Source organism: Sporosarcina sp. P29 (assembly GCF_002743265.1).
GTDB lineage: Bacteria > Bacillota > Bacilli > Bacillales_A > Planococcaceae > Sporosarcina.
On record NZ_PDYX01000017.1, the window covers coordinates 14,902 to 27,881 of the forward strand.

Consider the following 12,980-nt stretch of genomic DNA (forward strand, 5'->3'; position numbering starts at 1 on the left):
TTCCAACACCTCTAATAACCTATATATATTCCCTTCAATAACTAGTTCAAAACTCTCTCATTCATGCTATAATCAGACAGTTAATATATTTAATTCTATCTATTAGGTATTTTTATTTAATTTCATAATACTTAGCATTCAAATAAAGGTCTATTCTATTTCCATAACTGCTTTTAAGAAAGGATGTGCATTTATGCCGTTACATACTCCTAGTATTTCTTCACATCTATCCACGCTACTTGATGAAAAGTTCTGCATATCACTCATTGACTTAAATGGTCATCTGACCTATGTAAATCAGAATTTTTGTGAGCTGACAGGTTATAGCGAAGAGGAGCTAATTGGTAGAACCTGGGCAATGTTAAATAGGGAATTCTCTATTGAAGAGACGCTTTATACGCTTTCGAAGCATTTTATCCATGAAACCGTCTATCAAGAATCTATACAGATTTACTCTAAGCCAGGCACAGTACACTGGTTGGATATTACTATTGTACCCATTTATGATACTGCCGGAAATTTAACTAGTTATCTCTCTCTTGATATAGATGTAACCGGATCGAAATTGGTCTCAAACGAGTATGACAAAACACGTGCCGACTTGCAAAACTTTAAATATGCACTAGATGAATCAGCAGTAGTCGTCATCACCAATCCACAGGGTGTAATTACGTATGTCAATAACCGCTTCTGTACCCTTTCGGAGTACTCACGTAATGAGCTGATCGGCAAAACACATAGGGTAGTCAACTCAGGCACACATCCTAAAAGCTTCTTTGCAAATATGTGGAAAACAATTCAATCCGGTCGAGTATGGAGAGGCGTAATCCGTAATAGGTCGAAGTCCGGAAATCTTTATTGGGTCCATACGACAGTCGTTCCGTTTATTGGTTCTGATGGTAGACCGTTCCAATACATTTCTATACGCCAAGACGTGACTTCCCAAATGGAAGCAGAAAAGTCATTAGAGTTAGCATTAAAAAATGATTTTACTACGACAGTGAAAAACCTTCAAAACGCTATTTTTAAATATTCTTTTGATGAAAATGATCAAATCAATATTACATTACTAGAAGGAAAAGTAGCCGAACAACTTGGAATTACTGCAGATATGCTTAATCAATTCACATCCAGTAAAAGTTTCACTTTGTCTACATTCAAACGACAGCTTCTTGGGGCTTTACTTGGCCGTGTTGGACAGTTTGAAATTGACTATCAATCTAGAACCTTTCTAGTTTATTTGTCTCCTATTTTCGAAGGTAAGAATGTAGTCGAAGTTGTCGGTACCGCCAGTGACATTACCGACCGGAAAGAAGCTGAACGTTTAGTCGAACATATGGCATTTCACGACCATCTAACCGGATTACCTAACAGAAGGTTACTTAAGCAGACAGTAGAAGACTTGATTAAGAATCGTTTAAACAACCGGGAACCTTTTGCTCTGCTTTATATGGACCTGGATCGATTTAAAAATATTAATGATTCTATGGGTCACTATGTAGGTGACCAATTGCTAAAAGCGGTTGGTGCAAGATTACAGACGCTCGTTAGACAAAATGACTTGGTCGGTCGACTTAGTGGAGATGAGTTTCTTATTCTATGTTCTTCCACGACGAAACAAGGCGCACGAATGGTCGCCCAGCGAATCGTCGATGAAGTATCAAAATCATTCCTCATTGATTACTTGGAAATCTTTATTGCGCCAAGCATCGGAATCAGCATGTTCCCAGACGACGGAGCCCAATACGATACACTTATTCGTAATGCGGACTCTGCTATGTATTTAGCAAAACAATCGGGTAAAAGCACATATCAATTTTTCACAGAAGAACTTTATAAAGACTTGATGGAACGAACTTTAATTGAGATGGAATTACGCCAAGTCCTTCATAAAAAGGAATTGTCTCTACATTACCAGCCGCAATATGAATTTAATACAGGAAATATGATTGGTGTAGAAGCATTGGTACGCTGGCAACACCCTTCGCGAGGGATGATACCTCCTGGTCAATTCATTCCGATAGCAGAAGAAACTGGGATGATTCTTGCTATTGGTTTGTGGGTGCTAGAGACTGCTTGTAGACAAGCTAAAGAGTGGCAAGACTTAGGCTACACTTCACTATTAATGAGCGTCAACGTTTCCTTACGGCAGTTTAAAAGTATTAGTTTTGTGACCGATGTCAAAGACACCCTTCATAAAACGGGTCTGCTGCCACGCTATTTGAATATCGAAATTACAGAGAGTATGACCTCCGATGTTGACTATTGCCAAAACATTTTACAAGATCTTCGTGAAATCGGCATTAAAATTAGTATCGATGATTTCGGAACGGGTTATTCCTCATTAAGTTATTTAACTAAGTTTCCTTTAACTCATCTTAAAATTGATCAATCTTTTGTTAGAGAATTACATTCAAATTCAGTTATTGTCAAAGCTATTATTGATTTGGCTAAGAACTTACACTTACGAGTGATTGCGGAAGGGGTCGAAACTCACGAACAGGCCGAATTTCTTCGTAAACTTGAATGTGATGAAGCACAAGGTTTCTTGTATTCGAGACCTGTGCCTCCCGATGAAATTTTACAGTTATTCACTACTATAAAACCATAATATGTAGCCAACAGACAGACGTCTGCTGGCTATTTTTTTATAATGACAGCTGATGAACTACTTTTCATCGACATATTACTAGAAATATTATTCTTCCTATTAATTTTGTGCTATAGTTTTCTTTATATTTAAATTATTTTGATATACATAGATAACTAGTTACAGGGAGTGATGTGAATGGGTACTACACAAATGCGGTATTCAATTACCGCATTGGCCGGATTTCAATGGCTATTCTTTATGTTCGCTAATACAGTTGTAATACCCATTTCAGTCGGTACTGCTTTTGAGCTTGAGCAGATTGAAATCGTTTCAGCCATACAGCGTTCATTTATTTTTACAGGAATGGCTTGTTTACTGCAAGGAGCACTTGGACATCGACTGGCATTGATGGAAGGTCAGTCGGGTTTATGGTGGGGTGTTGTACTTAGCTTGGCCGGAACTGCCAGCGCGATGGGCTTAAGTTTAGCTACGGTTGGCGGCAGTATTGCAGTAGGCGCCATGATTTCTGGTGGACTGGTTGCTACTCTCGGTATGCTCGGCATGGGTGAAATTCTGAAGAAATGGTTTACACCCGCTGTCATGTTCGTGTTTTTACTACTATTGGCCAATCAATTGATTACCATCTTCTTAAAAGGAATGATCGGTCTCAATGACGGTGAATTTATTAGTCTGTCGAAGACTATATTTTCATTCGCTCTAGCAGGCCTCACGATTCTGGTTCATGTCAAAGGAAAAGGGATCATCAGTAGCTTGAATCTGCTCATCGGTATGACGGTAGGTTGGATTAGCGCTGTGCTGATTTTCCCGCAAGCAGCTACTGAAACGATTAAAACCACGCCATTTATCCAATGGTTTCCTTGGGGTGAACCGACACTCGAAATCGGTATAGTGGTTACAGTGGTTATTACAGGTTTATTGAATACGACGAACACAATAGCCACTCTAAAAGGTGCGGAAGATATATATGAAAAAGAAACAACTAAAAGTCAGTATAAAACTTCGTTCCTCATTACAGGTGGACTGAATATCGGAGCGGGTGCGCTGGGCCTCGTTCCGTATGCGCCTTATGCGTCTTCCATTGGGTTTCTGCAGTCCAGCGGAATAAAGGATAGAGCTCCTTTCTTTATCGGTTCCATACTGTTCATAACCCTTGGGCTCGTACCGCCATTAAGTGCATTCTTTTCCACTATCCCTCAAAGCGTAGGAAACACGGTATTATTTGTAGCCTATTTACAGTTATTCCGTTCTGCCCTACGAAACGTGGAAGGATTAACTTTCGAACCTAAAACTATATATCGAATTGCATTACCTGCACTTCTCGGATTATCTATCATGACATTGCCAGCCACTGTATTTTCTACACTTCCTGAGCTAGTTCAACCTCTATTATCAAGCGGATTATTAGTGGGTATCCTAGCTGCGCTCTTGATGGAATTAATTTTCTGGATGGGTCAGCGGTTCAGTCATTCTACATGAATATACAAACAGCCTTGATCTACATGTTCAAGGCTGTTTGTACGTATAGACTAAAAAGCGCTCTGCTTTGTCATGAATTTGCAAATGTGTAATCGGTATCTCTGCCACTTTTTCGAATAATGGGTGTCGATGCATGAAATAGACATATTCATCAGTCGGATAATATAGAATGATTTCCAATGCGCGGGGGGTGTTTTCTGCTGACTTTAGAATCCGTTGAACAACAGATCGAAAAATGTCCAAAGAAAATGGATTGAAAAAATAGAACGTCACCGCATCTGCCGGAATGATGTAACTCTCTGCTATACAGCATTCAAATGAAATGGATCCAGGCCTCTTAGGGAAGGCTTGTCGATACTCCATTAGGTTAGTCATTGCATTTTGATGTAACACACCATTCATTTCTATACCTATCGTGTCCAAACAAAAAAGATGGTTTACATAAAAAGGAACTCTCCCTTTTCCACATCCAAAGTCGATCAAGCTCCCCTCTTTTAAAAGGTCATGTTCAGTAAATAAATAATCTAGCATCTCGTAAGGCGTCGCTTCATAACGATTATAATGAGATGACTGATGAATCCACTCTTTAACACCAAGTGTTTTGATGTGTAAGCGTTTATCCATAGATTGCTCTTGCATTATTCTAACCCCTTTCCATTCATCTACTGCTAAAGAAAACCTCGGCATATTACTCATGCCGAGGTTCTTCGGAAACGACGATGGTCTTATTACGTCCTGTACGTTTAGCTTCATACAGGCTTCGATCAGCTAACTCGATAAGTCGTGCTGGGTGGTTTGCGTGAAGTGGGTACGCGACTACCCCAGCTGAAATTGTAATGACTTCACCACAAGGACTAACTGTGTCCTCCAACTTTTCACGAAGGCGTTCCGCCCTTAGATACGCAGTGACTTTATCCGACTTCGGCAATAAGATGACGAATTCTTCTCCACCGTAGCGACAACAGATATCTTGCTCGCGAACGGTTCGTTGCATCAAGTCCGCCAAGTAAATAAGTACTTCATCTCCTACTGCATGACCGTAGCGATCATTGACACGTTTAAACTTGTCTATATCAAAAATAATTAGAGCGAATGGCGTCCCATCGTCCACCCATTGCTTCATGTAACTATCCATCATTCGGCGATTCATTAACTTCGTTAAAGGGTCCGTTGTTGATTGATGAATGAAATAGTTCATCTCGTTCTTGAAGTAATCCAAACTATGTAACATAGCTCCTTTTAATTGTCTCACTTCATAGTACCAATCAGAGATTCCTTCCATCTTTTCTTTTTGATCAGACTCTGTACTACTTTCCGTATAGTATGCCAACTTCTGGAGAGGCAGAGCGATCTTTCTTGAAAGATAGCTCACTAAAAAGAATGAAAGGAGTAGTAACGGAAGAGACTTTACTGCCATCTCCAGCACCATTTTTTTTGCTGGAGCAACAGAAATATCTAGTTGTCTTTGCGCTACGATTCCCCATTCAGCAATGGGTACATAGGCATATCCGGCTAACATAGGTATCCCCTTTGTGTTGACTAGCTGTGTAAAGTCACTTTCCCCTTTAATTACTTTTTGAACCGCTAAGTTGCTCGAGACATCCTCTTTCAAACGCTCTTTTTCTTGATGATAAATTAGTTTGCCTGCATAGTCTACTACATATACATATGAACCATTTTCATAATAATGGTTTCCTAAAAGCTTCTCTAATATATTGGGCTTATCGAGATAAATGGCGCCTCCTAAAAATCCTTTATACTCGTCACCTTCAAAGAGTGGAACACTGATGAATATAATTGGTTCTCCTTCAATTCCAACGTAAGGGTGAGAGACTATTTCCCTCTTTTCCTTAATTGCTTGCATTGCTCCAATCGAAGTCAACTTTTCCCCAACCAACTCAAGACTCGGAGAGGAAGCACCTAGTATGGTGCCTTCTGGAGAGGCAATCGCGACAGAATCAAATGTATTCGTTTCTAATCTAATCCGCTCTGCCACTGCATTTATTTGCGTTTGTGAAGAAGGGTCATCCAGGAGAGTTAACACTACTTCCGCATTAACTTCTAATGTGTTTAATATTTCACGTAAATAAGTATCTGTAGTAGAAGTCAATTTTTGGACATATGCGTAGTTCGTTTCTAAAGTTGAATTGATTAAGGTTTTTTTATGCACTTGATATGCTACCGTAGTACTCGTTAGAAAGGTCAACACAATTGCCAATATTGCCATGACTTGAATTAAGTTTTTCAAGGACCATCTCATCTGTCTCCCAATCTCCTTTTCCCTGTGGTGCTATCCTCCTATTATATCATAGAGTAAAGAGATTTTATGGGATATTTCAAGCTTTATAACATAATATACCAATACCTGCTGTTCACTCTTACTTTGATTGACATTACTTAATAGGATATCCCAACTCTATACCCCTTATGATCTTGTTTACATAGTTCATCATAAGCGAATGCAGCAGTATCACCAGTAGAGATCTGGGCACCATCAATCGGCAAGTACTCTCTTTCCGTCCGATAATTGCCGACCGCTTCCCCGTCAGGTAAATAGGTTGGGCAAACTATCGTCCAGTCTAAGCCGGAATCTTTCAACATAGTAAATACTTTATGGTGCTCCTCTGCGGCAAATGTCAACTTTCGATGAGATTCATTCGATTGGTAACGTAACTTGGACGGTTCTGTTCTGCTATTTAATATACCCGCTGTTCCAATCGTTACGATTCTTTTGATCCCGTGTTCTTTCATCCCTTCAATAATAGCCGGAATCGCTTCTGTCAGTGTGGTTGTTTTATCAGTGCCAAGCGCACTAACGACTGCGTCAGCCCCAACCAATGTATTTTTCACTACAACCGGATCCCGTACGTCACCTGCAATGATCGTCAATTTTTCTTGAGGTTTGCACTTCTCAGGCGATCGAACTACTGCCGTGACCTCGTGATCGTCAGCTAATGCACGACGAACGATCTCACTTCCTGTACGGCCTGTTGCTCCAAATATTACAATCTTCATCTACTACATCTCCTATGTTCAATTTATTGTTAGAAACTTCTCATACTTTATACTTTGTGCTATGAGAAAAAACTAGTGAAACCCCGCAACGATAAGCGGTGCTTCTCTAATTTTAATATGATGTAAGCTTCGCCCAGCGTTGCAATGCGTAAATTCCTCGTTGGAAGAATGTCAGGTTATTTTGGTATTCTTCTACGTCTAGAGTATATAGCGCGTCTTCGTTTTTCCATATACGATCGAAATAGGCGTTGATTTCATCTGTCAGCTCGCTGTCAGTTGGTGCTATAATACGCAGATTCGCTTCCAAGTTGTAATCACGTAACGTGCGCTCCGTTATATTCGAAGAGCCATTTGTAATATACGTATCTTCTGCGGTCTGTACGGTTACCAACTTAGTGTGATATTGACCGATTACGGTATTGTACCAACGTACTTTGATTTTATCGTCTGTGTTTTCTCTTATTTCTTGAACAACTGGACGATTAGGTAAACCTGATTTTTTACTACCGAATGAATTTTCGTTCGGATCCAAGACAATCTCTACATTTACACCCCGATTGGCTGCTTCTTCTAAAGGCTGGATTACTTGTTGCTCAGAAAGATAAAACATGCCCATACGGATCATATCATCTTTTTTCGCTTTTTTAATATCGCTCACTAAGGCATCCATTACCTTACTTTCGGTCAAGTACTGGACTTGATAAGGTCCCTTTTGCTCTTCCGCTTCGATACGTGGCAACTTTCCACCCGATGAATACTGAAGCACAGCTTCTTCCGATTCCAATATATCATTCTGGATTGGGCCTTTCACTTTAAATGCCACATTGCCGTGACGGCCACTCGCTGCGTGAGGATTAGAAGAGGTAACTAACGCTGCTTGTTCTGTCACGAGTGTCTTTCGATGATTGGCTTTAACATTCAACAACTTCAGATAAGATGAAAACTTCACGTCAGGCGCTTCACTTGCCAAGAAGTTGGGGAAACGGTTTTTCCCATTAAAATCAAACCACTGAAGAAAGATGCGATATACCCCAGAATATAGGGGCATCGAATCACGCAATGGCTCCAAGTCTGTATACACTACTTGTACGCCTGCTTTTTCCAATGCTTTAAACCATTCCGACTCATAGGATTCATAGCCGGTATTCACTGGATCCGTTATGTAGACGATCGGCATATCAGGAAACTCTTCTTTTTTCTTCACTAATACATCTGTTAGTTGATCTGCAATTTGAGGAAAGTCTTCCTTTTCATCATAGTAATCATCCATTAAAAAGAAGTCGAGTACGACAAACTCTTGTGCATCTTCAATCATTTGAAATACTTCTTTGAATATGCGAAGCTCTGATTGGTAGTGATCTTTTAACTTCGTCTTGGAGTATGTCAAATCATAAATGAACTCTACATCTTCTACTTGATGAAGGTCTCCTTTATAGGAAATACCAGGTGGCAATGGCTTATATGTTTGCCAAAGCATGACACCTGCATAAAGTAATGCAACAAAAAGCAATACATAGGAAGCTATGCGCTTTTTGGTCATTTTACGTTTCTCTTTCGCCACAAGCTCTCTCCTCCTTTCATTAGTCCATTTGATTTATGTGTCCCTGAACACTTCTTATTGCGATATTATGCTTTATATAATATCCCCTCTCTATCTTGCAATAAACTGTATAAATCTACTTATTTCATTGAAAGATAAGGCCGTTCAGCATGCCACTCGATCGTTACAGGAACCTGATACGTTTCGGATAGCAGTTCATCCGTCAAAACTTCTTTTTTAGGGCCACTCGCTACAATTTTTCCTTCTTTTAATAATAATGCGTGAGTAATTTCGGGAACGAGCTCTTCTATATGATGTGTGACATAAACAAGATGCACATTACTTTTTGTAGCCGTTTCAAGCGCTTCAAGAAATTGTTCTCTTGCCAAAATGTCCAACCCCGAACACGGCTCGTCCAAAATCAATAAATCTGGATCACCCATTAAAGCCCGCGCGATCAGCACACGACGTTTTTCACCTTCAGAGAGCAGTCTGAATTTCTTGCCTTTGACATGCCCCAATCGAAATTCCTTCACTAAATAATCCGCACGTATCCAGTCTTCAGCTATTATTTTATCGTAGATGCCAAAGCTCGCAAATTTACCACTGATGATGATCCGCTCGATCGATTCATTCCAGAAATAGTCCGAGAACTTTTCTAAAGAACTACTGACAAAGCCAATTTTTTTACGTAATTCAGGTAAATAGGAACTCCCAAACCGTTTGCCGAGTACTTCCACCTCACCACTGGAAGGAATTTCATATGTAGAAATAATGGATAATAGCGAAGTCTTACCAGAACCATTAAGCCCAAGCATCCCCCACTGCTGCCCTTGCTCAATCTCCCAAGTTATGTCTTGTAAGATTTGATTGTCTTCTCTTTTGAACTGAACGTCTTTAACTTTTACAATCGCCACGTACATTCTCCTCTCTATGATAAAAGACCGGTTCGCGCTAAATGCTACGAACCGGCCTTTTCTTCTATTCGTTCTTTTCTTTTTCTACTTCACGATACTTTTTCTTTTCAAGCTCTTGATATTTTCTGTCGTTTTTTTCTTTTATCCTTCTCGCTTTTTCTGCTTCTCTACGCTCTTTCTTTTCTTTTTCACTTTCTTTCCGTTTACGTCTCTTTTTGACTTCGCCCTCTACGTGTTCAAATTGGCGAATATCCGTCGGCCTGACAGTAATCGGTTCTCTAGCCAGTAGCTTGGCCAACGAGAAGATCAGTAATAGAAGAAGTAAGGTAAACGGTAAGGCAGATACGAGTGACGCTGATTGCAAGGCTTCTAATCCGCCTGCATATAATAATACAGCCGCGATTGCAGTCATTAAGAATCCCCAGACAAATTTCACGATTAATGGAGGGAACAAACTACCACGCGTTGTCATACTCGCTAGAATATACGTTGCTGAGTCAGCAGACGTGATCAAGAATGTAAAGATTAGCACTATAGCCAGAAACGATACGATACCTGTCATCGGCAAGTGTTGAAGCGTCGCAAAAATGGCCGACGTAACATCCTTGTCTACTTCTTGTGCGATTTGCGTACCATTACGCAAGTCGCTATAAAGTGCAGTTCCACCAAGCGTAGCAATCCACATACAAGAAAATGCAGGCGGGATGACCATGACCCCCATGATAAATTCTCGGATTGTTCGTCCCTTCGATACACGTGCAACGAATGCACCGACGAAAGGTGACCAAGCGATAGTCCAAGCCCAGTAGAATATGGTCCAGTCTTTCACCCAAGTGCCGCCTTGATAAGGTTGTAAACGTAAACTGTACGTAATAAAATTATTAATATAATCCCCAATTGCTAGCGTAAAGGTTTCCAATATAAATACTTTTGGTCCTACTATAAAGAAAAATAGCAATAACGCAATCGCCATACCCAAGTTAAAGTTACCTAGATATGCGATACCTTTACTCAAGCCTGTAGAAGCACTCGTCATGTAGGCGACGAACACAACAGCAATAATTAGTAGTTGAATCGTAAACGTACTCTTAATATTAAAGACATACTCCAGTCCACCACTCATTTGTAAGACACCCATACCTAATGAAGTGGCAATACCCATGACAGTTGCTATAACCGCAAATGAATCGATGCCCGTCTTCACATGGCGATTACTTCCGATCAAAGGCTCAAGCGCCGTTGAAATCAAACCATCCTTCTTCTTTCGGAATTGTAGAAACCCAATAACCAGCCCTACTAAACCAAAGATGGCCCATTGTGAAACACCCCAGTGGAAGAATGAATAACCCATCGCAACACGTGCTGCTTCTTCCGTCTGTGAATCAACACCTGCAATAGGCGACTTGAAATAGTGACTCATTGGTTCCGCCACGCCCCAGAACACCAACCCTACACCGAAACCAGCAGAAAAGAGCATGCCGATCCATGTGAAAAATGGATATTCTGGACGTTCTGTATCTCCACCCAAACGAATAGCCCCGAATTTACTAATTGCCAGTCCTACTAAAAATATAATGACAATAAATACAGTAAGTAGATAGAACCACCCAAAGTTATCTGTCGTGAAATGATAGAGCCTTTCGGAAACCACACCAAAGGGACCCGGTATCGTTGATCCTAATATGACGAGGATCAATATAAATACGGCAGAAATAGAGAACACGGGATTTTTCCAGAACTTTTTGTCCAAACTTATCGACTCCTAGTGTTCATTTGGTAACTCTCTTACTACACTCTTTACCCCAATTTCAAGAGATATAACGTTCTTCTGCCTATATAAATTACAGAATAAGAAATTACCAAATAGATTATAACTGTCTATCTTACACATCAAAAAAGACATCTTCAAGAGAAAATGTCTTTTCCATATGTAATCAATTCATTTCATGCTCTATTCCACGCGACCAGCGCAAGGCTTGTAGAAAGATATCGCTTAACTCTTTTTTAGGAATTGCTAGTTCACGTGAAAGCCGCTCGACTGTTTGCCATTCAAAACGCTCTACCGATTCTATCAGTTCCATATATGGACTCATTTCAGTTTGTTTTCCATTTAACGTATCCATAATGACGTCGGATAAAGAAAGTAATGTCAATATATCTTCCCATTTACGCCGCATCACTGCATCGATCAATGAAAACATACCGGTAAGAAAGTACTCGTCTTTATTTGGCTTTCTTTTATACTTCGCTAGCAGTTCACATGCTCGTGCACGACGAAGTGATAATTCAACAAGTGCTTCCACACGACCATCTTGTAGATCTGAACCTAAATCATGCAACATCAGGACTTGTAGCCACTTCTTCGTTTCATTTAGCCCAATAAACATAATCGCTTGCTTGATGGAGCTAATTTGACGCGGTATATCAAATGCTAATGAGTTGATAAAGCGTAATAGTTTATAGGAAATTGATACATCCCGCATAATTAGATCGGATAGCTGATTGATAGACTGAGAATCCTGTTGGAAATAATCAATAATTTGCAGATGTATTAATGTGTTGGATGGAATTTCAGCACTTTTAATAATGTCAGGTTTCGCAAAAAAATAGCCTTGGAACAAATCATAGCCACTCTTTAATGCAAGCTGATAATCTGCCTCTGTCTCTACCTTTTCCGCCAATAAAATAATCGATGGATATCTTTTCAAAAATGTGGTGATGCGATGTTTCTCCGCTATGCTCGTTTGTATGAAATCCACTTTAATAATGTCCACGAGTTCAAATAACTGAGCATTTGTGACATATTGATCTTGTAGAATAAAATCATCTAGCGCCAGCGTGAATCCCGCTTCCTTAAACATCCGCAGCCGACGCAACAGAGCAGGTGTTATTTCCACATCTTCCAGAATCTCAATCACTACTTGATCAGGATTCAGACTCATAAATATATCCTGCGCAAGCAGTTCACCTGAAAAGTTTATGAAGGAACGCACACCGCTCGTTACCTGATCTATTCCAACGGAGAGAAAAGTATTGATTAATAGACCGATTGTAGCCTGTTCAGGATTTATATCAGGAAAAAAGTTTTTTTCACTATTTCGGTACAGTAGTTCATATGCATAAATCTCTCCTAATCTGCTTAGGATCGGCTGTCTTCCGATAAATATGGAGTAATCATTCATTTATTCCATCTCCGCGTTTCATTTGAACGTCTCCTTCATTGTATGTATTCATCCTAGCGTATTACCGAAGCTGCATATCCCCTCAATTCATTCAGTTAGACATTAATTACTCCTTCCATTGTACTAGAATACTCTCTATTAATAAATATATTAATTAGATATAACTATTATATTACATAAACTTTAGACTACTAATGTTCATTTATTTGTTGCACAAAGTAATTATGTTTAGTCAT

Annotated in this window: 9 protein-coding genes; 2 read left to right on the forward strand and 7 right to left on the reverse strand. The window is 39.8% G+C overall.

Going from position 1 to position 12,980, the window contains the following annotated elements; all coding sequences use genetic code 11:
* Positions 1 to 193 precede the first annotated feature (193 nt).
* Both CSV68_RS12880 and CSV68_RS12885 read left to right on the forward strand, forming a co-directional pair.
* Complete coding sequence (locus CSV68_RS12880) at positions 194 to 2,611, forward strand: EAL domain-containing protein (RefSeq protein WP_099634926.1); 2,418 nt, start codon at positions 194 to 196, stop codon at positions 2,609 to 2,611.
* Between the two features lie 177 nt (positions 2,612 to 2,788).
* The gene (locus tag CSV68_RS12885) at positions 2,789 to 4,090 is read left to right on the forward strand and encodes a uracil/xanthine transporter (RefSeq protein ID WP_233190463.1); all 1,302 of its coding nucleotides are present in this window, start codon (positions 2,789 to 2,791) and stop codon (positions 4,088 to 4,090) included.
* A 27-nt stretch (positions 4,091 to 4,117) separates the two neighbouring features.
* Here the strand turns inward: CSV68_RS12885 and CSV68_RS12890 are convergent, their stop codons facing one another.
* From CSV68_RS12890 to CSV68_RS12920, 7 genes are all read right to left on the reverse strand, one after another.
* Positions 4,118 to 4,729, reverse strand: coding sequence for an SAM-dependent methyltransferase (locus CSV68_RS12890; RefSeq protein WP_099634927.1), 612 nt, complete (start codon positions 4,727 to 4,729; stop codon positions 4,118 to 4,120).
* A 49-nt stretch (positions 4,730 to 4,778) separates the two neighbouring features.
* On the reverse strand, positions 4,779 to 6,350 hold the full coding sequence (locus CSV68_RS12895; protein ID WP_099634928.1) for a sensor domain-containing diguanylate cyclase: 1,572 nt from the start codon (positions 6,348 to 6,350) through the stop codon (positions 4,779 to 4,781).
* Positions 6,351 to 6,487: 137 nt separating this feature from the next.
* Positions 6,488 to 7,105: an NAD(P)-dependent oxidoreductase gene (locus CSV68_RS12900; RefSeq protein ID WP_099634929.1), complete on the reverse strand. Its 618-nt coding sequence runs from the start codon at positions 7,103 to 7,105 to the stop codon at positions 6,488 to 6,490.
* Positions 7,106 to 7,217: 112 nt separating this feature from the next.
* Positions 7,218 to 8,666 (reverse strand): phospholipase D family protein, encoded by a 1,449-nt coding sequence (locus CSV68_RS12905; RefSeq protein ID WP_099634930.1) that lies wholly within the window; start codon positions 8,664 to 8,666, stop codon positions 7,218 to 7,220.
* 119 nt (positions 8,667 to 8,785) lie between these two features.
* Positions 8,786 to 9,562 carry an ABC transporter ATP-binding protein gene (locus CSV68_RS12910; RefSeq protein ID WP_233190464.1) on the reverse strand — a complete coding sequence of 259 codons (777 nt, stop codon included), beginning with the start codon at positions 9,560 to 9,562 and terminating at the stop codon, positions 8,786 to 8,788.
* A gap of 64 nt (positions 9,563 to 9,626) precedes the next feature.
* Positions 9,627 to 11,312, reverse strand: coding sequence for a BCCT family transporter (locus CSV68_RS12915; protein WP_099662340.1), 1,686 nt, complete (start codon positions 11,310 to 11,312; stop codon positions 9,627 to 9,629).
* A 184-nt stretch (positions 11,313 to 11,496) separates the two neighbouring features.
* Entirely contained in the window at positions 11,497 to 12,744 is a 1,248-nt protein-coding gene (locus CSV68_RS12920; RefSeq protein ID WP_099662341.1) for an EAL and HDOD domain-containing protein, read from the reverse strand.
* Positions 12,745 to 12,980 lie beyond the last annotated feature (236 nt).

Bases quoted from the DNA above. Each gene is read 5' to 3' on its own strand.
- CSV68_RS12900 (WP_099634929.1), bottom strand. From the start codon at position 7,105: ATGAAGATTGTAATATTTGGAGCAACAGGCCGTACAGGAAGTGAGATC.
- CSV68_RS12890 (WP_099634927.1), bottom strand. From the start codon at position 4,729: ATGCAAGAGCAATCTATGGATAAACGCTTACACATCAAAACACTTGGT.
- CSV68_RS12920 (WP_099662341.1), bottom strand. From the start codon at position 12,744: ATGAATGATTACTCCATATTTATCGGAAGACAGCCGATCCTAAGCAGA.
- CSV68_RS12895 (WP_099634928.1), bottom strand. From the start codon at position 6,350: ATGAGATGGTCCTTGAAAAACTTAATTCAAGTCATGGCAATATTGGCA.
- CSV68_RS12885 (WP_233190463.1), top strand. From the start codon at position 2,789: ATGGGTACTACACAAATGCGGTATTCAATTACCGCATTGGCCGGATTT.
- CSV68_RS12880 (WP_099634926.1), top strand. From the start codon at position 194: ATGCCGTTACATACTCCTAGTATTTCTTCACATCTATCCACGCTACTT.